Raw genomic sequence first — 22,503 nt, 5'->3', positions numbered from 1 at the left:
GAACCCAGAAGCTAAGCCTCTCAGCGCCGATGGTACTGCAGGGGGGACCCTGTGGGAGAGTAGGACACCGCCGGACTTCTTTCGATCGAAAGGCCCACCCAACGCTGGGTGGGCCTTTCGTGGTTTCGGGGGAGAATGTACCCGAGGAAGGTCAACAGAGGAGCGACGATGGCAGACAACAACGGCCGAAACGACGACAGGCGCGACGAGCGTCGCCGCTCCGACTCCCGACCCCCGCGCCGCGATGGTGATGGCCGTTCGTTCGACCGTCCGAGCCGTGATGGTGAGCGTCGCTCGTTTGACCGTCCGCAGCGTGATGGTGAGCGTCGTTCGTTTGACCGTCCGCAGCGTGATGGTGAGCGTCGTTCGTTTGACCGTCCGCAGCGTGATGGTGAGCGCCGTTCCTTTGACCGTCCGCAGCGTGATGGTGAGCGCCGTTCGTTCGATCGTCCCAATCGGGACGGTGACCGTCGTTCGTTCGACCGTCCGCAGCGTGATGGTGAGCGTCGTTCGTTTGACCGCCCGAACCGGGATGGTGAGCGTCGCTCCTTTGACCGCCCGAACCGGGATGGTGAGCGTCGCTCCTTTGACCGTCCGCAGCGTGATGGTGAGCGTCGCTCCTTTGACCGTCCGCAGCGTGATGGTGAGCGTCGCTCCTTTGACCGTCCGCAGCGTGATGGTGAGCGTCGCTCCTTTGACCGTCCGCAGCGTGATGGTGAGCGTCGCTCCTTTGACCGTCCGCAGCGTGATGGTGAGCGCCGTTCCTTTGACCGTCCGCAGCGTGATGGTGAGCGCCGTTCCTTTGACCGTCCGCAGCGTGATGGTGAGCGCCGTTCGTTCGATCGTCCCAATCGGGATGGTGAGCGTCGTTCGTTCGACCGTCCGCAGCGCGATGGTGACCGTCGCTCCTTCGATCGTCCCAATCGGGATGGTGAGCGTCGTTCGTTTGATCGTCCGCAGCGCGATGGTGACCGTCGCTCCTTTGACCGCCCGAACCGGGATGGTGAGCGTCGTTCCTTTGACCGCCCGAACCGTGATGGTGAGCGTCGCTCGTTCGACCGCCCGAACCGGGATGGTGAGCGTCGCTCGTTCGACCGTCCACAGCGTGATGGTGAGCGCCGTTCCTTCGACCGTCCTCGCCGTGATGGATACGACCGTCCGCGTGATGGGGAGCGACGTTCATACCACCGGAACGAGGACGAGCGTCGCTCGAGCCGCCCGACGCAGGACGAGCGTGCGGATCGGCCGCGGGATCCCGAGATCCCCGATGCGATCGACGCGCGCGACCTGCCCGCGGCTGCGCGCAACGAGCTCAAGACCCTGAGCAAGGAGAACGCGGAGGGTGTGGCCCGTCACCTGGTGATGGCGGCTCGCCTGATCGAGGATGACCCCGCGCTCGCCCACGAGCACGCCCTCGCGGCCTCGCGCCGAGCCGGACGCATTGCCCTCGTACGCGAGACCCTGGCGATCACCGCCTACGGCATCGGCGATTTCGCTCTGGCTCTGCGCGAGCTGCGCACCTATCGCCGCATCTCTGGCAAGGACGACCAGATCGCCCTCATCGTCGACAGCGAGCGCGGGCTGGGCCGTCCGGAGAAGGGCCTGGAGGAGGGGCGCGCCGTCGATCGCGCGTCGCTGCCCACGGATGTCCGCGTCCAGCTCGCAATCGCCATGTCCGGCGCTCGTCTGGACCTTGGTCAGACTGCCGCGGCACTCGGTGAGCTGGATATTCCTGAGCTGGATCCCGACCGGGCGTTCGAGTGGAGTCCGGCTCTGTTCGAGGCGCGCGCCGTCGTTCTGGAGGAACTGGGCCTGGAGGATGAGGCGGCACAGTGGCACCATCGTGCCGCAGTGGCCGAGGAAGCCCTCTCGGGGGGCATGAGCGATGAGTTCCTCGTGGTCGAGGACACGTTCGATGAGGATGCCTTCGTCGACGATGCCGACGAGGACGACGCCGACCACGCCGACCACGCCGACCACGCCGACCACGGTGACCACGGCGGCGAAGGCGGCGCGGACGCGCTGTCGACCGCTTCTGCGGAGACCGTCGCGGAGCATGCCGAGCCGAGCGAGGGCTCCGGCGGTGATGAATCCGCCGATGTGTCTGAAGGCGATGAGTCTGAAGGCGATGAGTCTGCAGCGGGGGCGGCCGTCGACGGCGCACCGAATGCGTCTCCCGTCGGCGAGACGCCGGTAGCAGATGCCGCCGACGGCGCTGACGAGATGCCGAATGCGCACGACTACTCCGTCGAGGACGAGGTCGCGGATCTTCTCGGTGAGAACAACGCCGATGACGAGGAGCCGAGCACGGAGCTTGACGGCGAAGCTGCCGAGCCCTCCCCGGCGAAGGACAAGCCGAAGAAGGACAAGTCGAAGAGCGACAAGCCGAAGAAGGACAAGTCGAAGAGCGACAAGCCGGCGAAGGACAAGTCGGAGAAGAAGAGCAAGGCTCGTTCGTCCGACACCTCCGAGGACGCCGAGACGGAGAAGAAGCCGAAGAAGGCTGTAGAGGCGGAGAAGGCGATGAAGTCGCGTCCGAGCGCGGACGAAGCGTCGCCGCGTGTTCGTGTGAAGGTCGTCGAGGACAAGCCGGCGCGAAAGCGTGCGGCGAAGACGACGGACGACGCCACCGACGCGGGGGAGTGATCGTGGGCTTGTTCTCGCGTCGCTCCGCCTCCGCGGCCGGATCGGCGGCGACCCCGCTGGAGGGCGTCGACACCGTTCTGGCCGATCTTGACGGTGTCGTGTACGCCGGTGCGGGAGCGATCCTGCACGCGGTCGAGAGCATCAATCGTGCGCGTGAATCGGCGCGAGTCGGCTACATCACCAACAACGCGTCTCGCACGGACCGGGCTGTCGCCGAGCACCTGAGCGAACTCGGGCTGCCCACGCGGCCGGATGAGGTCGTGACGAGCCCACAGGCCGCGATGCGGCTGCTGGCCGCACGCGTCGCGCCCGGGTCGACGATCCTCGTCGTGGGCGGGGACGGCCTCGTCGATGAGCTGCACAAGGCCGGATTCACGGTGACTCGCAGCGCCGAGGATGCCCCCGCTGCCGTGGTGCAGGGCTTCGCGCCCGAGGTGGACTGGAACCAGCTCGCGGAAGCGGCCTACGCGCTGCAGACTCCGGAGGACGAAGGCGGGATTCCGTGGATCGCTACGAACACGGACTGGACCATCCCGAAGGAGCGTGGAATCGCGCCCGGGAACGGCACACTCGTCTCGGCCGTGCACACGGCCGTGGGGCGACTGGCCACCGTCGCGGGAAAGCCGGAGACGCCGATCTTCGAGGAAGCCGTGTCGCGATTCTCCGCGAAGAAGGCCCTGTTCCTCGGCGACCGGCTCGACACCGACATCCTCGGCGCGAACCGGGCCGGCATCGCATCCCTGCACGTGCTGACCGGGATCGATCGCCCGAAGCATGTGCTCGCGGCGCCGCCGGACTCACGGCCGGACTTCATCGTGGCCGACCTGCGTGGCCTCTTCGAGCCCTACCCGGAGACTGTGATCGATGGGGAGCGGGTGAGTGTCGCGGACGCGACCGTTCGCGTCGATGGTCCGGATATCGTCATCGAGCGCGCCGGCGACCAGCTGAACCTGCTTCGTGCCGGTGCCCAGGCGATCTGGCGCAGCGGACGCGCGATCTTCGGCTTCCGTGTGCCGGAGCAGCTGTACGCGGACCCTTTCGTCAGCCGGCGTTCCTGAGCAAGCCGGTGTCGCGCGGGGAGCGCTGAGGCGCGACTCGCGATCGCCCGTTCGCCGTCTCCGCGCGCGGGAACGTTCGCCGGGCTCCGCGGCAGGCCGCGGGATCTCCGTGACCGTGTCGGGGGTGGCGCGTATTGTGGAGTCGTGACCGACTTCTCCTCTGATCCGGGACTCGTGAGCCGCCTGCGCGTCATCGAAGCGCAGCCGCTGGCCGCACGGGCGGAGGCGTATGCGGGTCTGCACGACGAACTGACACGGCGCCTCGATTCCGGCGTTCCGCGGGCAGAGTCCGCCTGATGACGCGCCTGGATGCTGCGCTCACGAGTCGCGGGCTCGCTCGTTCCCGGTCCCAGGCGGCGCGCCTGATCGCCGACGGCCTGGTGAGCGTCGACGGCACCCCCGTCGTGAAGTCCTCGGCCGCCGTCTCCGACGATGCAATCATCGAGGTGGCGGGTGCAGATCACTATGTCAGCCGCGCCGCGCACAAGCTGATCGCTGCGCTCGACGGGTTCAGCATCGACCCGGGCGGTCGCGTCGCGCTCGATATGGGTGCCTCTACGGGAGGCTTCACGCAGGTTCTCCGGGAACGGGGAGCGGAGCCGGTGCTCGCCGTGGATGTGGGCCACGATCAGCTGGCGGCCGAGATCGCCGCCGATCCCGGGGTACGAAGCGTCGAAAGGTTCAACGTACGTCACATGAGCCCGGAGAGTCTCGCTGCGGCGACCGGTGTGTCCGTTCCTCCCCAGGTGGTCACCGGTGACCTCTCGTTCATCTCGCTCGAGCATGTGATCCCCGCTGTCGTCGCAGTTGCGGCAGCGGAGGCCGACGTGGTGCTGCTCGTCAAGCCGCAGTTCGAAGTGGGGCGCACCGCGGTGAAGGGTGGCCTCGTCACGAACCCGGGGCTGCGCGCCGATGCCGTCTCCTCGGTGCTGTGGAGCGCGTGGGATGCCGGTCTGGGCACCCTCGGAATTCTCCCCAGCCCTCTTCTCGGCACCCACGGCAACGCGGAGTTCCTGATACATCTGCGGCGGGAGGGCGCCAACCCCACCGATTTCCGTGAGCGAGTTCTGGAGGTGACCGGAGCATGACCGACGAACGCTTCATCCTCGTCGTCGCGCACGCACGACGCGATGACACGGTCGCCGCGGCGATGCGGGTGATCGATTCCCTCACCGCCGCCGGCGCGATCCCGGTGATGTCTCCGGACGATCGCAACGACCTCGCCGATGCGATGCCCGACCCCAGCGTGCTGGATCGCGTCCGCATGCTCGGCGAGGAGCTGAGCACGGCCGATCTGGAACTCGCCATCGTCCTCGGCGGCGACGGTACGATCCTGCGGGCTGCGGAGCTGGTCCGCGGCAGCGCCGCGCCGGTTCTCGGCATCAACATGGGTCACGTCGGCTTCCTCGCGGAGAGCGAGCGCGATGACATGGACGAGGCCGTTCGCCGCGTGATCGCCCGGGACTACACGGTCGAAGAGCGCATGGCGGTCGACATCCGCGTGAAGAACGCGCAGGGCGACGTGGTGTACTCCACCTTCGCGCTGAACGACGCCTCGATCGAGAAGGGCAGCCGAGAGCGCATGCTCGAGGTGGTCCTGGAGGTGGACGGCCGACCGCTCACAAGCTTCGGCTGCGACGGCATGGTGGTCTCCACCCCGACGGGCTCGACCGCCTACAACTTCTCGGCCGGGGGCCCGGTGATCTGGCCCACGGTCCAGGCGATCAGCGTGGTGCCGCTATCGGCGCATGCGCTATTCGCCCGGCCCATCGTGGTGGATCCGTCATCGTCGGTCGCCATCGAGGTGATGAGCCGCACGAACGGCAGCGGCGTGCTGTGGGCGGACGGGCGCCGCTCCCACGAGCTGCCCCCGGGCGCGCGCGTGGTGGTGCGACGGTCCGCAGTTCCCGTGCGGCTCGCCCGTCTCCACGAGGCCAAGTTCACCGACCGGCTGGTGCGGAAGTTCCGGCTGCCGGTGGACGGCTGGCGGGGACCGGACCCGGCGACAGACGTGCTGCCCATTCAGGGAGGATCCGCATGATCGAGGAGATGCGCATGCGAGACCTCGGAGTCATCTCCGAGGCGACGCTGCCGATCGGCCCCGGCTTCACGGCGATCACGGGTGAGACGGGCGCCGGCAAGACGATGGTGGTGACGGGGCTCGGCCTTCTGCTCGGCGCCCGTGCGGATTCCGGCGCGGTGCGCGCGGGAGCCGATTCCGCGGTGGTTGCGGGCGTGTGGGTGGTGCCTGAGGTGGGCAGCGTGGCGGATCGCGTCGCCGAAGCCGGGGGAGAAGTCGAAGCGATCGGCGATGGCCGCGCTGAGCTCTACGTGTCACGCACCCTGACCGCCGAGGGCCGCAGCCGTGCCAGCGTCGGCGGGCGAAGCGCGCCGGCGGGCGTTCTCGCGGACCTCGCGGACGAACTGGTGGTCGTGCACGGCCAGTCGGATCAGCTGCGGTTGCGCTCCGCTGCCGCACAGCGCGATGCGCTGGACCGTTTCGCGGGAGAGCCGGTGGCATACGCGCTGGCCGAGTATCGACGGGTGTACGACGCATTCCTCGCGGCAGAGGCCGAGCTCGCCGAGCTGACCACGCGACGCGACGAGCGCCAGGCCGAGGCGGCGCAGTTGCGCGAGGCGATCGCCGTGATCGAGGGCATCGCTCCGGAACCGGGGGAGGACGCCGAACTCGCGGCGAAGTCGGAGCGTCTGAGCAATGCCGAAGAGCTGCGGGTTGCGGCGAGCACGGCGCGGGAGGCGCTGTCCAGCGAGGAGGACGCCGCGGACGTCTCGGGGCTCATCGCCGACGCCCGCAGAGCGCTGGAGCGCGCGACGGATCCGGTGCTGACCGCGCTCACCGAGCAGCTGGCGGAGATCGGCTACCGCGCCGTCGACATCGCGGCGCAGCTGTCGGGGTATCTCGCCGATCTCGACGAATCCGGCCCTCACGAACTCGAAGCGGTCGAGGAGCGCCGTGCGTTGCTGGCCGGTCTCATCCGTCAGCACGGATCGCTGGAGAACGCGCTCGCGCTGCTGCAGACCGGGTCCGCCCGCCTCATGGAGCTGGACGACGACGGTGATCGCGTCGAGCGGCTCACCGCGCGTATCGAGTCCTTGCGTGCCGAACTGGACAGCGCGGCCGAGCTTCTCACCGCACGGCGTACGGAGGCAGCGGTGCGGCTGGGCGCCGCGGTCACCGAGGAACTCCACGCCCTGGCGATGCCCGACGCCACGCTCACGGTCGAGGTCAGCGCCGGAACCGCGTCTCATTCCGGCCGGGATGACGTGGCACTTCTGCTCGCGGCTCACCCCGGTGCCTCACCGCGGTCGGTGGCGAAGGGCGCATCCGGCGGCGAGCTCAGCCGGGTGATGCTCGCGATCGAGGTGGTGATCGCCGGAACCGATCCGGTACCGACCTTCGTCTTCGACGAGGTAGACGCGGGAATCGGCGGTGCCGCGGCCATCGAGGTCGGCCGCCGCCTGGCCACCCTCGCGCGCACCAGTCAGGTCATCGCCGTCACGCACCTGGCGCAGGTCGCGGCGTTCGCGAACAATCACCTCAGCGTGGTGAAGAGCAATGACGGCTCCGTGACCGCGTCGAGCGTGCGCCAGCTCACCGGGGAGGAACGCGAAGCCGAGATGGCACGACTGCTGTCGGGCCTCGCGGACTCGGACGCCGCGCTGACGCATGCGCGAGAACTGCTCTCGTTGGCCGAGCCGCGCGGCTGACGTCCGCCGTGCGCGCGGGCATGTCGGCCCTCTCATGCGCTGGACTGTCCGCAGAGTCCTCCGCATCGTCCGGAGCCGACTGCGCGGGCACAGCCGGCGAGGGGATGGCTTCGAGCCGGCGGAGGCGAGAGGCACGCGGTCGAACGGCGCGATACGCCCGTGTCAAAATCTCATGACGTTTCATGTAGTTCCGTGACGTCATGAGAACTTCCGTGGCGAGGTGTTGCGGGCGCGGATGACGGCACCGATCGGGGGTTGTTTCATGGAGCCATGACCAAGATTTCCCTCGCCAAACGAGCCACCTCCATCCTCGGACTCGCCACGGTCGCGCTCATGGTGAGCGGACTCGTCGGCTGCTCCGGTGATGCCGGTGCCACGACGGACGGCGCCAGCACCGCCGCCAAGCAGGACACCATCGTGCTGGGCGCCGACGACGGCAACGAGCCCCACTGGCAGATCCTGAAGGACAAGCTGGCCGATGAAGGCATCGACCTCGAGGTGAAGACGATCACCGATGGCGTGCAGCTGAACCAGGGTGTCAAGGACGGCTCCCTCGACATCAACCTGTTCCAGCACCTCATCTTCCTCGCCCAGTTCAACGTGGACAACAATGCAGACCTAGTCCCTGTCGGTGCCACCGCCGTGTACCCGCTGGGGCTCCACTCCACCGAGTACGACGCGGTCGAGAAGCTCCCCGCGGATGCCGTCGTGGCTGTGCCGAACAACCCGACCAACCTCGCCCGCGCCCTCCTCAACCTGCAGACGGCCGGTCTGCTCACGCTGAAGGACGGCGGCAACGCACTGTCGACGCCGGCAGACGTGGTCGACTCCAAGGTCAAGGTGACGCCGGTCGATGCGAACCAGACGGTGACCGCGCTCAAGGACGGCAGCGCCGATGCCGCAGTGGTCAACAACGTGCAGGCGCAGCGCGGCGGGCTGACCGACGCGGACATCATCTTCAAGGAAGACATCAACGACCCGCAGCTCGCGCCGTACATCAACGCGTTCGTCACCCGCGCAGAGCTGGCCGACGACCCCCGCTGGGCCAAGCTGATCGAGGCCTACCACAGCCCCGAGGTGGAAGAGGCGGTCTCGAAGCTCAACGACGGCAACCTCGTCTTCAAGGCCGACTGGACCCAGGCCAAGCTCACGGAGGTGCTGACCGGACTCGAGTCGGACATCTCCGCGGCGAAGTAAGGCGGCCGGTGGTTCGCAGTAAGACCGCGTCCGCGGTGGAGGAATCCTCCACCGCGGACTTCGCGGTCGTTTTCGACAGTGTCGGCAAGGAGTTCCCGGCGCGGCGCAGCCGCGGCGCCATCCGAGCCGTGGACGATGTGTCGCTCCGGGTGCCCGCCGGCCGCATCGTGGGTGTGATCGGCTACTCCGGCGCGGGGAAGTCCACCCTGGTGCGGATGATCAACGGACTGGAGAAGCCCACCTCCGGAATCGTGTCGACCCTCGGGGTCGACGTGGGCGCCGCGGACGAGGCGGCGCTGCGCGCGCTGCGGGGCCGGATCGGCATGGTGTTCCAGCAGTTCAATCTGTTCTCATCGCGGACCGTGCGCGGCAACATCACCTATCCGTTGAAGGTCGCGGGCTGGCCGAAGGAGCGGATCGCGGCACGGGTCGCCGAGCTCCTGGACTTCGTGGGGCTCGCCGACAAGGCGGATCAGTTTCCACGACGGCTCTCCGGCGGTCAGAAGCAGCGCGTGGGCATCGCGCGTGCGCTGGCCACGAACCCGGACATCCTGCTGGCCGACGAGGCCACCAGCGCGCTGGATCCGCAGACCACCCGCGACATCCTCGATCTCCTCGCTCGTGCCAACCGCGAACTGGGCATCACCATCGTCGTCATCACCCACCAGATCAGCGTGGTGCACGAGCTCTGCGACGAGGTCATCGTGATGGAGCAGGGCCGCATCGTGGATGAGGGGGACACCTACCGTGTGTTCGCCCACCCGACGGCCTCATTGACCTCCCGCTTCGTCTCCGACGCCACTCAGGGTGTCCCGCGTGGCGATGTGCTCGAGGCCCTGCGCCGTGGTGGCGGGGCGCTGCTCAGCGTGGACGTGAACGAGTTCACCAGCGAGGACGTGGAGACCGTGTTCGCACGGCACGGTGTGCGCGGTGTCGTGGTGTTCGGCGGCGTCACCGACATCCGGGGACGTCAGCTGGGAACCCTCACCTACCGCGTGAACGCGACCGAGGACGCCGTGAGTGCCGTGTTCGCGGATCTTGCGGCACGCACGCGCGTGGTGCGCCCCGATCGGCAACGCGACGCGTGGCCGGATGCCGACGCCGGAGAGGGGGTCGCATCATGATCGTTCTCGCAGCGGACTGGGATGTCATCGGGCCCGTGCTGGGTCAATCGGTGGTCGAGACCGTCTGGATGACGGCGGTCACACTGCTGATCGGAGGCGTGGCCGGCCTGGTGCTCGGCGCGGCGCTGTACGCCACGCGCCGGGGAAACCTGTTCGAGAACGCGGTCGTGTTCGGCGTGCTGAACGTGCTCGTGAACATCATCCGGCCGATCCCGTTCATCATCTTCCTTACCGCCGTCGGACCGCTCACCAAGGTGGTCGCCGGCACCACACTCGGCACCACAGCGGCGATCGTGCCGATGACGATCATGGCCACCGTCGTGATCGCCCGCGTGGTGGAGCAGAACCTCGTGAGCGTCGACCCGGGCATCGTCGAAGCGGCGCGAGCATCCGGGGCACGGCGCCTGGCGGTGCTCTTCGGCGTCGTCATCCCGGAGGCGCTGGCGCAACTGGTGCTGGGTTACGTATTCATGTTCGTGGCCGTGGTCGACATGTCGGCGATGGCCGGCTACATCGGTGGTGGCGGTCTCGGCAACTTCGCCATCATCTACGGCTACCAGCAGTTCGACCCCGCGGCGACCTGGGTCACGGTGGCGATCATCGTGGTGATCGTGCAGGTGGGCCAGCTGTTCGGCAACTGGCTGGCAGGACGCATCGTCCGACGCTGAGACGTGCGTGCCTCGCGAGATCACCCTCGCGGGGCACGCACGGAGTCGCGCACGATGAGCGGCATGGCGATGCGCTCGTGCGAGAGTTCACGCTCACCCAGCAGCATCTCGACTCCTCGCCGCGCCATCTCCTCGTACGGCAGGCGTGCCGTGGTGAGCCCCGGGCGCTGGAACTCGGCCAGCTCCTCGTCATCGAAGGAGATCACCGAGATGTCCGCGCCGACGCGCAGTCCACGCTCGCTCATCGCCTGGTACACGCCGAACGCCACATTGTCGTTTCCCGCGATGATCGCCGTGATCTCCGGATGCGCTTCCAGGAGCAGATGCGTCTGGTCGTAGCCGACGTCCGGTCGCCACCCGTCGACGTCGATGCGGACGACGTCCGCGGACGAGGCGTCCAGTACGTGGTCCAGGCCCGCGAAGCGCTCGCCGATGGTGGCGGACAGCCGGAGGTCGCCCGCGATGCGGGGGAGAGGGCCGATCACGCCGATCCTGCGATGGCCGCGCTCGATGAGGTGCTCGGCCACCTGAACTCCGGCCGCGCGCTCGTCCGGCAGGATGTTCGGGTGATCGGTGGAGGACATGCCGTTGACCACGACCACGGGCACATCGTGCGGCACCTTCGGGATGTCAATCTGGCGCGCCGCCATCAATCCGATGAGGAGGCCGTCCACCCGGCGATCGGTCATCTGCTGAATGACGCGGGCGAGGTCCTCCGTGCCTCCGGTCTCCGCGATGAGGACCGTCTGGTCGCGTTCCTTGGCAGCTGCCAGCACACCCCGGATCATCCCGGACGCGTATCGGGTGATGGTCACCTGATCCGAGATGAATCCCAGCGTGCGGGTCTTGCCTAGCCGCAGGCTCTGAGCCGCGGGGTTGGGACGGTAACCGAGCTCGGCTGCGGCCGTGCGGACCTTCTCCGCGGCCTCGGCCGAGAGCCTCGTCCCCGGCCGATCGTTGAGGATCATGCTCACGGCGGCCTTGGACATCCCGGAGCGCGCTGCCACGTCGGCGAGGGTGGGGCGGCGCGCGGGCGGTGGCACGGACATGGCGCTCCCCTCGATCGTGCGGCACGGACTCCTCCCCACGATAGCGACCCGAATTGCGGGAACCGGGAACCGTTTTGCTGAATTAATTCAGCAGAACGGTTGCGGCAGCAGTTCGGAAGTTGTTAGCATCGCGTGCTGAATCAATTCAGCACCGCTGAATCCCGGCGGCATATCTGTACTTCGGCACGAGGAGACACGACGACGTGGTTGACATCTCACGCAGAGCGATGCTCGGCGTTCTAGGGCTGGGGCTGGTGGGCACGGCGATCTCCTGGCCGCGCCTGACCGGCCTGGACATCCCGGGACGCGGCGACGAGGCGCTCACGGTGGCACTGCTGGGCACCGCCCAGGACGCGGCTGCACGGCAGAGCCTGGTCGAGGGCTTCCAGCGCAAGCATCCCGACATCCCCGTGCGCATCGTCGCGATTCAGGGGACCGACTGGGGCGACTACTTCGCCAAGATCCTCACGATGGTCGCGGCCGGCACCTCTCCGGACGTGGTCACCGTCGCCACCGAGGGCGCGCAGTTGTTCGCATCCCGCATGGCGCACCCTCTCGACGACTACGTGCGCCGTGACGCGAGCGAGATGCAGGAGTACTTCGACGACGTTCATCCGTCGCTCATCGAGGCGTTCCTGTACCGGGGGAGCCTGTTCCAGCTGCCCGACAACTTCAACGCCGCCAACGTCTACTACAGCACGAAGGCGCTCCATCGTGCGGGTCTCGAACGCCCCGCGGACAACTGGAGCGTCGACGACTTCTTCACCGTGGCGCGCGCCATGCGCCGATCGGGGCAGGGCTCCTTCCTGCCGTACTTCTGGAACAACCGGCTGTGGGGCGGCGTCGTCCCCTGGCTGTACATCAACGAGACGAGCATCGTCACCGAGGAGAAGGCCCCGGGCGGGGAGTGGTTCTGGAAGCAGTTCTACCCGGACGAGGCACCGCGCGGTGGCGGGTACCTGTGGGAGAACGCCGACGCGCTGAACGAGCGCACCATCGAGAGCTTCGAAGTCCTCGAGCGGATGGTGTCCGAGGGGATCGCTGCCAACCCCGCTCAGGGAGGCGGCAACGAGCTGGTCTCGCTGTTCTCCACGGGCGCGGTCGGCATGACCCCGGCAGGCGGGTTCTGGGTGAAGGGACTCGCGGAGGCCGGGTTCGCGAACGACGACTACGACGTGTCGTTCTTCCCGCGCATGCGGGGTCAGCGCCACCAGTTCGGCGCGGCCGGCTACGCCATCATGGAGACCTCGCGCCGCAAAGACGAGGCATGGGAATGGCTCAAGTACTGCGTCTCGGTGGAGGGGATGACCATCGCCCACCCGCAGCCGGACTCCTCGCTGACCCGCCGCTCGCTGAACGACGCGCTCTATGGTGCAGGCACCGGGCCCGCGCACTGGAAGGTCTTCTACGACACGCTCGACCGCTTCCCCAGCACCGGGCCCATCCCCGCGCCGCCGCAGCAGGCCGCCGTCGAGCAGGCGCTCATCAAGAACGTCGTGGCGACCATCACCAACGGCTCGGCCGGTGTGCGTCGCGGTCTGTCGACCATGCAGCGCGACCTCGAACTCGCACTGAAGGGACGCTGATGTCCACCACCGTCTCCACCGCCACCTCGGCCATCGCTGCGGGCGCCGTCCGCCCAGCCGGAACTCACCGTCGGGGCACGCGCTCGCTGATCGCCGTGTTCCTGGCGCCCACCGTGATCGGCCTCGGGCTGTTCAGCTTCCTGCCGATCCTCGCCTCCGTCGTCCTCGCGTTCTTCCGCTGGGACATCATCACGGCGCCCGAGTTCGTCGGCATCGACAACTTCGTCAACGCCGCCACGAACCCGACCATCCGGGTGTCCTTCCTGAACACCATCGGATTCGTGATCGTGGCCGTGCTGCTGCAACTGGCGGTCGCGCTCCTGCTGGCCGTGCTCGTGCAGGCCCGGATGCCGCGGTGGCTCAGCACCTTCTTCCGATCCACCCTGTTCTTCCCGCTGATCCTGTCGGCCGCGTCCGTTTCGCTGGTGATGTCGTACCTGTTCAACCAGGAGTTCGGCCTCGTGAATCAGCTGCTCGGCCTGCTCGGTGTAGGCAAGGTCGGGTGGCTGACCACGGGCCTCGGAGCGAAGACGGTGGTGCTCCTGGTGTACGTGTGGCAGAACTTCGGATTCACCTTCCTGCTCTTCCTCGGCGGCCTCGCCGCCGTTCCGCGCGAGGTCTACGAGGCGTCGTCGATCGACGGGGCGCGGGGCTGGTCGCAGTTCCGTCACATCACGCTCCCGCTGATCAGCCCGACGATGCTCGTGGCGACCGTCATGGCGATCATCAACGCCTTGCAGATCTTCGACCAGCCCTACGTGCTGGTGCGCGGGGGCCCCGGGGATGAGACCCGGACGGCTGTCATGGTCATCTACGAATCGGCATTCCGTCAGCTCGATTTCGGCGGCGCCTCCGCGATCGGCATCGCTCTGACGCTGCTGATCATGCTCGTCACGGGCATCCAGTTCCAGCTCAGCAAGCGTTTCGTCTTCTACGGATGAGGTCGACCATGTCCACTCCTGCACTCCGATCCCGGGCGGGCATTCCCGCCCTCGGCCGCGCCGGCACCTTCGTCGTGCTGACCGTGGCCGCAGCGCTCACCCTCGCCCCCGTCGTGTGGACGCTGATCACGGCGCTCACCCCCACCGATGCCGTCACGCACACCACGTCCTTCGGGCTCGCCGCATTCGGCGACGTCTTCACGAAGATCCCGGTCTGGCTCTACGTCTGGAACAGCGCTCTGGTCACGGGGCTCATCGCCGCCGGTCAGATGCTCAGCGCGGCGATGGCCGGGTACGTCTTCGCCCGGTATGAGTTCCGCGGCAAGAAGGTGCTGTTCGGCATGATCCTCGCGACGATGATGGTGCCGCTGCAGGTGATCATCGTCCCGGTCTTCATGCTGGTGCGCGGAATGGGCCTCGCAGACACCCTGCTCGCCCTGATCATCCCCGCCCTGCCCACCGCATTCGGAACGTTCCTCATGCGCCAGTACTTCCTGGGACTGCCGGACGAGCTGGGGGAGGCGGCGGAGCTGGACGGTGCCGGCCCCTGGCGGACGTTCTTCCGGATCTATCTCCCGCTGTCCACGCCCGGTCTCGCGATCGTGGGGATCCTCGCGTTCAACTACCACTGGAACGAGTTCTTCCGGCCGCTCATCATGACCATCAGCGAGCAGAACTTCACCCTGCCGCTGGGCCTGGTGACCCTGCAGGGCAACCTCGGCACGGGAAGCGTGTCCACGGTGCTCGCCGGTGTGGTCATCTCGATGATCCCCGCGCTGATCGTGTTCGTCTTCGGTCAGAAGCCGCTGCGTGAGGGCCTGACTGCGGGAGCCGGCAAATGACCGGTGCGCCGGCCTCCCCGGTTCCCTGACCGGAGCGTCGCCATGGCGCTCGACTCGAAATCACACACCCCCTCCCGACGAGAGACGATGACCCCCCGTACCTGCTCCCTGCACTTCCGCCCGCATCGCAACTGGATGAACGACCCGAACGGCCTCATCCGGCACGACGGTCGCTACCACCTGTTCTTCCAGTACAACCCGCACGGGGCGTCGCACGGCTTCATGAGCTGGGGGCACGCCTCCAGCCCGGACCTGATCGACTGGGAGGAGCATCCCGTGGCGATCGGGTACACCGAGGATGACGAGATCTTCTCCGGCTCCGTCGTCTTCGACGACGCGAACACGAGTGGGCTCGGCACGTCGGAGGGGTCACCGCTGGTCGCGATCTTCACCCTCGCGGACCGTGCCGGCGGACGCCAGGCGCAGGGGATCGCGTCCAGCACCGACGGCGGAATGACCTGGATCCCCTTCGGGGCCAACCCGGTGCTCGATCGGGGATCGGACCACTTCCGGGATCCGAAGGTCTTCCGCTACCGCGGGGAAGGCGGCGAGTACTGGGTGATGGTGGCCGTCGAGGCCGCGGAGCGCCGGGTGGTGCTGTATCGGTCGGACGATCTGATCAACTGGGAGTTCCTCTCGGACTACGGTCCTCGTGGCGCCACAGAGGGAGTCTGGGAGTGCCCGGATCTGTTCCCGCTCGCCGTCGACGGAAACCCCGACGATGTGCGCTGGGTGCTGCTGATCAGCATCAACCCCGGCGGTATCGCCGGTGGTTCCGGAACCCAGTACGTCGTCGGCCGCTTCGACGGTGAGCGGTTCATCCCCGACGATGCACCCGCGCAGCGCGCACCGGGCGCGATCGCATCCCGAGTGGAACTGGCGGGGCTCGACTGGCTGGACCACGGCCGCGACTGCTACGCGGGCGTGACGTTCTCCGGGATGCCGGACGACGAGCGCACTCTCATCGCCTGGATGAGCAACTGGGACTACGCCGGTGAGCTGGCCGTCGACGAGGAAGCCCCCAGCCGCGGTGCGATGACGCTCGCCCGTCGCCTTTCCCTTGTGCGTCGTCAGGGCCGTATCGTCCTTCGGCAGCAGCCCATCGCTCCGCCGACGGAGCCCGTCGCGACCTCCATCGATGCGCCGGTGGGTCCGGGAGCGCAGCTACGTTCCGGGCTTCCGGCACGCTGCCGGATCGAGGTGGCGGCCGAGGTGGCACCCGGTGCCTGTCTGCGCCTGGATCTCGGCGGTTCGGCGCTGGTCGAGGTGGACGGCGCCCGTGGTGAGGTGCGATTGGACCGACGCCCGGGGTCTGCGCAGATGCCCGCAGGATTCGCGAGTGCGGAGTCGGTCGATCTGTCGGCGTCCGGGCTCGTGCAACTGGAGATGTGGCTCGACCACGATTCCATCGAGCTGTTCGCGGATGACGGCACGCGCGTGATCACAGATCTGATCGCTCCGCGCGGATCGTCGCTCATCGTCTCCGCGGAGGGTGGCGATGCCGTGCTCCGGCGTCTCAGCGTGGAGACGATCTCCGCCGATGCTCGGGAGACGCAGCAGCAGGCTGTGGCGGTAACGTCGATGAGCGGCGCATGATGCCGACGACGTCGGCCCTCGTGCTGACGGCCGCAGACGTTCTCCGGAGAGACGAGGATCAGCCATGACCCCGCACACCCCTGCCGCACCCGCGGTCGCTGTCATCGGCGAGGCCCTCGTCGACATCGTCGCGGGCGTCGCCCACCCGGGCGGTTCCCCGATGAACGTGGCGGTGGGGCTCGCGAGGCTGGGGGAGCCGGCGATTCTACACACGCTCGTGGGCGCTGACTCGCACGGCGACCTCATCCGCGCGCACCTCGCAGCCGCCGGCGTGACGCTCGGGGCGGGATCCGTGGGTGCCACGCGTACCTGGTCGGCGCGTGCGACGCTGGACGCCAACGGCAGTGCGACCTACGAGTTCGATCTCGACGGGCGCATCCCGGTTCCCCCGCTGGAGGGCCTGAGGCTCGTGCACACGGGATCGATCGGCGCGCTGCGTGACGCCGAAGCAGCCGATGTGCGAGAGGCCTTCGCTGCGGCGAGTCTCGGCACGATGCTGAGCTTCGATCCGAACATCCGCGCCGCCGTCATGGGCGAGCAGGCGCGTGAGCGTACATTCGCCCTCGCGGCCTCGTGCCATGTGGTGAAGCTGAGCGACGAGGACGCACACTGGCTTCGCCCGGGCGTCCCGCTGGAGGATGTGCTGTCAGAGCTGGCCGGGGCAGGCGTTCGATTCGGCGTCATCACGCGGGGAGCACAGGGCTGCATCGCGCGCGTGGACGACGAGGTGCATCACCGGGAGGCACGCACCACCACCGTCTCCGACACCATCGGCGCGGGTGACGCGTTCATGTCCGGGCTGCTCTTCGGGTTGCTCCGCGAGGACACCGATCGTGCACTCGTGACCGATGTCCCGCTCACCGTGGACGCGGTCGTGACGGCACTGGATTGCGCCCTCGCGTCCGCGGCGATCACGGTGTCGCGCACCGGTGCCAACCCGCCCACCGCGGCAGAGCTCGCCGCGGCGCTCGCGGTCGGCGGCTGAGGCACGAATCGGATTCTCAGCCGAAAGGCCGCAACCGCTGATAGGGTGGAAGTCCGTGACGGATAACAACGCGGCGAACTCTTCCTCCCCGGCGACCTCTTCTGAGAAGGTCACCAAGCACATATTCGTGACCGGGGGTGTCGTCTCCAGCCTCGGCAAGGGGCTCACGGCCGCCAGTCTCGGCAACCTCCTCACGGCGCGCGGACTACACGTCGTGATGCAGAAGCTCGATCCCTACCTGAATGTCGACCCCGGAACGATGAACCCGTTCCAGCACGGCGAGGTCTTCGTGACGGATGACGGCGCCGAGACGGACCTCGACATCGGCCACTACGAGCGCTTCCTCGACATCGAGCTGAGCCAGGCCGCCAACGTCACCACCGGTCAGATCTACTCTCAGGTGATCGCGAAGGAACGCCGCGGCGAGTACCTCGGCGACACCGTCCAGGTGATCCCGCACATCACCGACGAGATCAAGCGGCGCATGCGCCTGCAGGCTTCGAACGACCCGCAGCCCGACGTGATCATCACCGAGATCGGCGGCACGGTGGGCGACATCGAGTCGCAGCCGTTCATCGAGTCGGCCCGCCAGATCCGTCACGAACTGGGCCGCAAGAACGTGTTCTTCGTGCACGTGTCGCTGGTTCCGTTCATGGGGGCATCGGGCGAGCAGAAGACCAAGCCCACGCAGCACTCCGTCGCAGCGCTCCGCTCCATCGGCATCCAGCCCGATGCGCTGGTGCTGCGCTCGGACCGGCCTGTCACGGAGTCGAACAAGCGCAAGATCGCCCTCATGTGCGACGTGGACGAGGACGCGGTGGTGAACGCCACCGACGTGCCGAGCATCTACGACATCCCCACCATGCTCAACGAGCAGGGGCTGGATCAGTACATCGTGGACGCCTTCGGCCTGCAGGATCGCGCCACCGATGTGGACTGGACACGCTGGAACAAGGTCCTCGGCGCGGTGCACAACCCCAAGCACGAGGTCACCATCGGGCTGGTGGGCAAGTACATCGACCTGCCCGACGCCTACCTCTCGGTGACCGAAGCGCTGCGCGCCGGCGGATTCGCCCAGGAGACGCACGTCACGATCGAGTGGATCGCCTCGGACACCTGCACCACGCCGGAAGGCGCAGCCAAGGCCCTGGCGCACCTCGACGGAGTGGTGGTGCCGGGCGGTTTCGGTATCCGCGGCATCGAGGGCAAGCTCGGCGCGCTGCGGTTCACGCGTGAGCAGGGCATTCCCACGCTCGGCATCTGCCTCGGCCTGCAGTGCATGGTGATCGAGTACGCCCGGAACGAGGCGGGGATCGAGGGGGCCTCCTCCACCGAGTTCGACCCCGACACCACGGCACCGGTGATTGCCACGATGGAGGAGCAGGTGGACATCCTCGCCGCCGGTGATCTGGGCGGAACGATGCGTCTCGGCCTGTATCCGGCGGCTCTCGCCGAGGGCTCCATCGCGGCGGAGGTCTACGGCAGCACCACGGCGCAGGAGCGTCACCGTCACCGTTACGAGGTCAACAACTCCTACCGCGACCAGCTGTCGGAGGCCGGGCTCGTGTTCTCCGGGCTCAACCCGGAGCTAGACCTGGTCGAGTTCGTCGAGCTGCCCCGCGAGGTACACCCGTACTACATCGCCACCCAGGCGCACCCGGAGCTGCGCTCGCGTCCCACCGATGCCCACCCGCTGTTCCGGGGCCTGATCGGTGCGGCGCTGGAGCGTCACCGCAGCTCGGAGCTGTTCGCCGTCGAGAATGGCGAGTGACGGCGATCACCGCGTGAGAGGCGGCCGGGCTGATCGGCCCGGCCGCCTCTCGTCACCGCTGGAAAGGGATCACATGACAGACATCGTCTCTCCAACCGAGGTGCCGGGCGCCGGTACGGAAGCGCTGCGCGACGAACCCGTCGCGCTCGGCGACGGAATCGAGCGGCGCACCGCCTTCCACGGATACGTCTGGGACGTGGTCACGGAGACCTTCGCGTACGGCGATGAGACCCTGACCCGGGACTTCGTGCATCACCCGGGGGCGGCCGCCGTCGTCGCCCTGGACGACGCGGACCGGATGATCCTGATCCAGCAGTACCGTCACCCGATCCGCTCCCGCGACTGGGAGATCCCGGCGGGCTTGCTGGATGTGCCGGGGGAGGACACGCAGGCGGCCGCAGCACGCGAGCTCGCCGAGGAAGCCGACCTGCAGGCCGAGCGCTGGCAGCTGCTCGGATCGATCCACACCACACCCGGTGGCAACGACGAGATCATCCACATCTATCTGGCCCGCGGCCTCTCCAGCGTCACGACGGACTTCGTTCGCGAGGGCGAAGAGGCGGACATGCGTCGTGAGTGGGTGGCTCTGAGCGACGTGATCGACGGCGTGCTGGCGGGACGGTTCCAGAACGGGATCCTCGCGTTCGGCGCGCTCGCGGCCGCCGAGGTCCTGCGTCGCGGCGCCTGACGCCATGCACATCGAGCGCGCCGTGGATCGGTATCTGCGTCACGTCACCATCGAACGCGGGCTCTCCGAACACACGGTGGCCGCGTACCGGCGCGATCTGACCGCGTACGCGCAGTGGCTCGCCGATGCCGGCACCGAGGACACCGCGGCGATCACCCCGGCGATCGTGGCGGAGTTCGCCGCGCAGCGCGCCAGCCTCGACCCGCCGCCCGCGGCCACGAGCCTCGCGCGCATGCAGTCCTCGGTGCGGGGACTGCATCGCTTCCTGGTCCGTGAGGGGATCGACACGGACGACCCCACGGGAAGGCTCCGCCCCCCGAAGCCGCCCCGACGACTGCCGAAGGCGCTGACGATCGCGCAGGTCGAGTCGCTTCTGAGCGCGCCCCCGTCGGATGATCCGATCGGGTTGCGCGATCGCGCGCTGCTGGAGCTGATGTACGCCACCGGCGCGCGCGTGTCCGAGGCGATCGGCCTGGACGTCGACGACCTCACGCACGGGGACGTGATCCGGCTCCGCGGCAAGGGATCGAAGGAGCGCATCGTGCCGGTCGGCTCGTTCGCGCGCGCGGCCGTGGACGCGTACCTCACCCGGGTTCGTCCGGCTCTCGCGGCGCGGGGGAGCGCCACGCCGAAGCTGTTCCTCGGTGCACGCGGCGCGCCGCTGTCGCGACAGAGCGCCTGGCTGGTGATCCAGTCGGCCGCCGAGCGTGCGCAGCTGAGCGCTCACGTCTCCCCACACACGCTGCGCCATTCCTTCGCCACGCACCTGCTGCAGGGCGGAGCGGACGTGCGTGTGGTGCAGGAACTCCTCGGGCACGCATCGGTCACGACCACGCAGATCTACACGCACGTCTCCGTCGACGCCCTCCGAGACGTCTACACCCTCGCCCATCCTCGAGCCCGCTGACGCCGTGGAAGGGGGAAATCGCACCTCCGAAGCCCTTCGGGGTGCGATTTCCCTCTCTCACCACGGCCGGGAACTTCTATCGGTCTGAAGTCAGGCCATTGACATTCAGCTCCCGGCGGCACGAGAATCGCTCAACTGTTTCTTTCTGTGATTCCGATGGGAAGTGCAATGAGTGAAGAATCGTCAAAGACGCCGGTGAATCACGTGGACGATGATGCGGCGGCCCTCGCCGAACTCGGCTACAAACAAGAGCTCCACCGGGGGATGTCCGGCTTCTCCAACTTCGCGGTGTCGTTCTCGATCATCTCGATCCTGGCGGGGTGCATCACCTCGTTCAACATCGCTCTGAAGTCCGGCGGCCCCTCCGCCATCACGATCGGCTGGCCGCTGGTCGGCGTCTTCGTGCTGTGTGTCGCTCTCGCGATGGCCGAGGTGTGTTCGCGGTACCCGACCGCCGGCGGGCTCTACTTCTGGGCCGGCCGTCTCGCGAAGAAGAACAAGCGGCAGTGGGCCTGGTTCGTCGGCTGGTTCAACTTCCTCGGCGAAGTGGCCGTGACGGCGGCCATCGACTACGGTGCGGCGGCCACCATGATGGCGTTCGCCAACCTCATGTGGGGCGTGGAGGTGACCGCCCTCAATACCTTCGGCCTGTTCGTCGTCCTCATCGTGATCCACGGTCTGCTGAACACCTTCGGCGTGAACCTCGTCAGCCTGCTGTCGACCGTGTCGGCCTGGTGGCACATCGTCGGCGTCGTGATCATCGTCGCGGTGCTGTGGATCATGCCGTCACAGCACCAGGATGTGGCATGGACCTTCACTACCTGGCACAACGAGACCGGGTGGACCTTCGGGCCCTACGTCTTCCTCATGGGTCTGCTGATGGCCCAGTACACCTACACCGGATACGACGCCTCCGCTCACGTGGCCGAGGAGACCAAGAACGCGTCCCGCGCGGCCCCCCGAGGCATCGTGATGAGCGTGCTCATCTCGATCATCGGCGGCTGGATCCTGCTGTACACGATCGTCGCGGCGATCCAGGACGGCAGCGAGGAGGGCCTGTCGGCCATCGTGGGAACCTCACTGGGCTCCGGTCCGGCACAGATCTTCATCGACGCACTGAACAACCCCGACGTCGCGAAGTTCCTGCTGTTCATCGTGTGCGGTGCCCAGTTCTTCTGCGGAATGGCGTCGGTGACGGCGAACTCCCGCATGAGCTACGCGTTCTCACGCGACAACGCGATCCCCGGATCGCGCATCTGGGCGCAGGTGAACAAGCGCACCGGAACGCCGACCAACTCCATCTGGCTGTGCGTCGTGCTGTCGGTGATCCTCACGGTCCCGGCGCTGTTCAACTACACGGCCTACGCCGCCGTCACCTCGGTCGCGGTGATCGGTCTGTACATCGCGTACGTCACGCCGGTGCTGCTGCGCCGCCTGGACGCATCGTGGAAGCCCGGCCCGTGGAACCTGGGCAAGTGGAGCGCGCTGGTCGGCTGGATCGCGGTGGTGTGGGTGATCTTCATCGTGATCCTGTTCGTGCTGCCGCCGGTGGCCGAGATCACGATCGACACGTTCAACTACGCACCGGTCGCGGTGGCCGTCGTGGCGATCCTCGCCGTGGTGCTGTGGTTCGCGTACGGCAAGCGCACCTTCATGTCGCACGACGAGGCGCCGCACCTGACCAAGGACGCCGACCTCCTTCTGGAGGAGTGAGAG

Annotated in this window: 20 protein-coding genes and 1 rRNA gene; 20 read left to right on the top strand and 1 reads right to left on the bottom strand. The window is 67.8% G+C overall.

The window, feature by feature from the left end; all coding sequences use genetic code 11:
* From rrf to ACIQJ5_RS10120, 11 genes are all read left to right on the top strand, one after another.
* Positions 1–76: ribosomal RNA gene (rrf, locus tag ACIQJ5_RS10170) — 5S ribosomal RNA — on the top strand; the annotation flags it as partial.
* 174 nt (positions 77–250) lie between these two features.
* The gene (locus ACIQJ5_RS10165) at positions 251–1,324 is read left to right on the top strand and encodes a hypothetical protein (RefSeq protein WP_402843409.1); all 1,074 of its coding nucleotides are present in this window, start codon (positions 251–253) and stop codon (positions 1,322–1,324) included.
* 20 nt (positions 1,325–1,344) lie between these two features.
* The gene (locus tag ACIQJ5_RS10160) at positions 1,345–2,646 is read left to right on the top strand and encodes a hypothetical protein (RefSeq protein WP_402843407.1); all 1,302 of its coding nucleotides are present in this window, start codon (positions 1,345–1,347) and stop codon (positions 2,644–2,646) included.
* Positions 2,647–2,648: 2 nt separating this feature from the next.
* Positions 2,649–3,704: an HAD-IIA family hydrolase gene (locus ACIQJ5_RS10155; RefSeq protein ID WP_402843404.1), complete on the top strand. Its 1,056-nt coding sequence runs from the start codon at positions 2,649–2,651 to the stop codon at positions 3,702–3,704.
* A 144-nt stretch (positions 3,705–3,848) separates the two neighbouring features.
* Positions 3,849–4,001, top strand: coding sequence for a hypothetical protein (locus ACIQJ5_RS10150; RefSeq protein ID WP_231091893.1), 153 nt, complete (start codon positions 3,849–3,851; stop codon positions 3,999–4,001).
* The gene (locus tag ACIQJ5_RS10145; protein ID WP_231091894.1) at positions 4,001–4,792 is read left to right on the top strand and encodes a TlyA family RNA methyltransferase; all 792 of its coding nucleotides are present in this window, start codon (positions 4,001–4,003) and stop codon (positions 4,790–4,792) included. Before ACIQJ5_RS10150 ends, ACIQJ5_RS10145 begins: the two co-directional genes overlap by 1 nt.
* Positions 4,789–5,745 (top strand): NAD kinase, encoded by a 957-nt coding sequence (locus tag ACIQJ5_RS10140; protein ID WP_231091895.1) that lies wholly within the window; start codon positions 4,789–4,791, stop codon positions 5,743–5,745. The genes ACIQJ5_RS10145 and ACIQJ5_RS10140 overlap by 4 nt, the downstream gene beginning before the upstream one ends.
* Complete coding sequence (recN, locus tag ACIQJ5_RS10135; RefSeq protein WP_402843399.1) at positions 5,742–7,433, top strand: DNA repair protein RecN; 1,692 nt, start codon at positions 5,742–5,744, stop codon at positions 7,431–7,433. The genes ACIQJ5_RS10140 and recN overlap by 4 nt, the downstream gene beginning before the upstream one ends.
* Before the next feature lie 270 nt (positions 7,434–7,703).
* Positions 7,704–8,630: a MetQ/NlpA family ABC transporter substrate-binding protein gene (locus ACIQJ5_RS10130; RefSeq protein WP_402843396.1), complete on the top strand. Its 927-nt coding sequence runs from the start codon at positions 7,704–7,706 to the stop codon at positions 8,628–8,630.
* An 8-nt stretch (positions 8,631–8,638) separates the two neighbouring features.
* Entirely contained in the window at positions 8,639–9,754 is a 1,116-nt protein-coding gene (locus ACIQJ5_RS10125; protein WP_402843393.1) for a methionine ABC transporter ATP-binding protein, read from the top strand.
* Positions 9,751–10,422, top strand: coding sequence for a methionine ABC transporter permease (locus ACIQJ5_RS10120; protein ID WP_402843390.1), 672 nt, complete (start codon positions 9,751–9,753; stop codon positions 10,420–10,422). The genes ACIQJ5_RS10125 and ACIQJ5_RS10120 overlap by 4 nt, the downstream gene beginning before the upstream one ends.
* 20 nt (positions 10,423–10,442) lie before the next feature.
* On the opposite strand, the gene ACIQJ5_RS10115 is transcribed toward ACIQJ5_RS10120, so the two are convergent.
* Positions 10,443–11,471: a LacI family DNA-binding transcriptional regulator gene (locus tag ACIQJ5_RS10115; protein ID WP_231091900.1), complete on the bottom strand. Its 1,029-nt coding sequence runs from the start codon at positions 11,469–11,471 to the stop codon at positions 10,443–10,445.
* A 203-nt stretch (positions 11,472–11,674) separates the two neighbouring features.
* Between ACIQJ5_RS10115 and ACIQJ5_RS10110 the strand changes: the two genes are divergently transcribed.
* The 9 genes from ACIQJ5_RS10110 (at position 11,675) to ACIQJ5_RS10070 (ending at position 22,500) form a co-directional block, all read left to right on the top strand.
* Complete coding sequence (locus tag ACIQJ5_RS10110) at positions 11,675–13,057, top strand: extracellular solute-binding protein (protein WP_402843385.1); 1,383 nt, start codon at positions 11,675–11,677, stop codon at positions 13,055–13,057.
* A complete protein-coding gene (locus ACIQJ5_RS10105) occupies positions 13,057–13,998 on the top strand; it encodes a carbohydrate ABC transporter permease (protein ID WP_402843382.1) in 942 nt (313 codons plus the stop codon). Before ACIQJ5_RS10110 ends, ACIQJ5_RS10105 begins: the two co-directional genes overlap by 1 nt.
* Positions 13,999–14,006: 8 nt before the next feature.
* The gene (locus ACIQJ5_RS10100; protein ID WP_231091903.1) at positions 14,007–14,840 is read left to right on the top strand and encodes a carbohydrate ABC transporter permease; all 834 of its coding nucleotides are present in this window, start codon (positions 14,007–14,009) and stop codon (positions 14,838–14,840) included.
* Positions 14,841–14,927: 87 nt separating this feature from the next.
* Positions 14,928–16,436 carry a glycoside hydrolase family 32 protein gene (locus tag ACIQJ5_RS10095; RefSeq protein ID WP_402843379.1) on the top strand — a complete coding sequence of 503 codons (1,509 nt, stop codon included), beginning with the start codon at positions 14,928–14,930 and terminating at the stop codon, positions 16,434–16,436.
* A gap of 64 nt (positions 16,437–16,500) precedes the next feature.
* Positions 16,501–17,421: a carbohydrate kinase gene (locus tag ACIQJ5_RS10090; protein WP_402843376.1), complete on the top strand. Its 921-nt coding sequence runs from the start codon at positions 16,501–16,503 to the stop codon at positions 17,419–17,421.
* 55 nt (positions 17,422–17,476) lie between these two features.
* Positions 17,477–19,192 (top strand): CTP synthase, encoded by a 1,716-nt coding sequence (locus tag ACIQJ5_RS10085; RefSeq protein WP_231091906.1) that lies wholly within the window; start codon positions 17,477–17,479, stop codon positions 19,190–19,192.
* Positions 19,193–19,265: 73 nt separating this feature from the next.
* Positions 19,266–19,880, top strand: coding sequence for an NUDIX domain-containing protein (locus ACIQJ5_RS10080; RefSeq protein WP_231091907.1), 615 nt, complete (start codon positions 19,266–19,268; stop codon positions 19,878–19,880).
* A 4-nt stretch (positions 19,881–19,884) separates the two neighbouring features.
* Positions 19,885–20,787: a site-specific tyrosine recombinase XerD gene (gene xerD / locus ACIQJ5_RS10075; RefSeq protein ID WP_402843371.1), complete on the top strand. Its 903-nt coding sequence runs from the start codon at positions 19,885–19,887 to the stop codon at positions 20,785–20,787.
* Positions 20,788–20,955: 168 nt separating this feature from the next.
* Positions 20,956–22,500: an amino acid permease gene (locus ACIQJ5_RS10070; RefSeq protein ID WP_402843368.1), complete on the top strand. Its 1,545-nt coding sequence runs from the start codon at positions 20,956–20,958 to the stop codon at positions 22,498–22,500.
* The last annotated feature ends 3 nt before the right edge of the window (positions 22,501–22,503 follow it).

This window comes from Microbacterium sp. GXS0129 (assembly GCF_044769785.1).
Lineage (GTDB): Bacteria > Actinomycetota > Actinomycetes > Actinomycetales > Microbacteriaceae > Microbacterium > Microbacterium nymphoidis.
This window is presented reverse-complemented; position numbering and strand designations above follow the sequence as displayed.

Bases quoted from the DNA above. Each gene is read 5' to 3' on its own strand.
- ACIQJ5_RS10145 (WP_231091894.1), top strand. From the start codon at position 4,001: ATGACGCGCCTGGATGCTGCGCTCACGAGTCGCGGGCTCGCTCGTTCC.
- recN (WP_402843399.1), top strand. From the start codon at position 5,742: ATGATCGAGGAGATGCGCATGCGAGACCTCGGAGTCATCTCCGAGGCG.
- ACIQJ5_RS10105 (WP_402843382.1), top strand. From the start codon at position 13,057: ATGTCCACCACCGTCTCCACCGCCACCTCGGCCATCGCTGCGGGCGCC.
- ACIQJ5_RS10130 (WP_402843396.1), top strand. From the start codon at position 7,704: ATGACCAAGATTTCCCTCGCCAAACGAGCCACCTCCATCCTCGGACTC.
- ACIQJ5_RS10100 (WP_231091903.1), top strand. From the start codon at position 14,007: ATGTCCACTCCTGCACTCCGATCCCGGGCGGGCATTCCCGCCCTCGGC.
- ACIQJ5_RS10095 (WP_402843379.1), top strand. From the start codon at position 14,928: ATGACCCCCCGTACCTGCTCCCTGCACTTCCGCCCGCATCGCAACTGG.
- ACIQJ5_RS10080 (WP_231091907.1), top strand. From the start codon at position 19,266: ATGACAGACATCGTCTCTCCAACCGAGGTGCCGGGCGCCGGTACGGAA.
- ACIQJ5_RS10120 (WP_402843390.1), top strand. From the start codon at position 9,751: ATGATCGTTCTCGCAGCGGACTGGGATGTCATCGGGCCCGTGCTGGGT.
- ACIQJ5_RS10140 (WP_231091895.1), top strand. From the start codon at position 4,789: ATGACCGACGAACGCTTCATCCTCGTCGTCGCGCACGCACGACGCGAT.
- ACIQJ5_RS10090 (WP_402843376.1), top strand. From the start codon at position 16,501: ATGACCCCGCACACCCCTGCCGCACCCGCGGTCGCTGTCATCGGCGAG.
- xerD (WP_402843371.1), top strand. From the start codon at position 19,885: ATGCACATCGAGCGCGCCGTGGATCGGTATCTGCGTCACGTCACCATC.
- ACIQJ5_RS10165 (WP_402843409.1), top strand. From the start codon at position 251: ATGGCCGTTCGTTCGACCGTCCGAGCCGTGATGGTGAGCGTCGCTCGT.
- ACIQJ5_RS10115 (WP_231091900.1), bottom strand. From the start codon at position 11,471: ATGTCCGTGCCACCGCCCGCGCGCCGCCCCACCCTCGCCGACGTGGCA.
- ACIQJ5_RS10070 (WP_402843368.1), top strand. From the start codon at position 20,956: ATGAGTGAAGAATCGTCAAAGACGCCGGTGAATCACGTGGACGATGAT.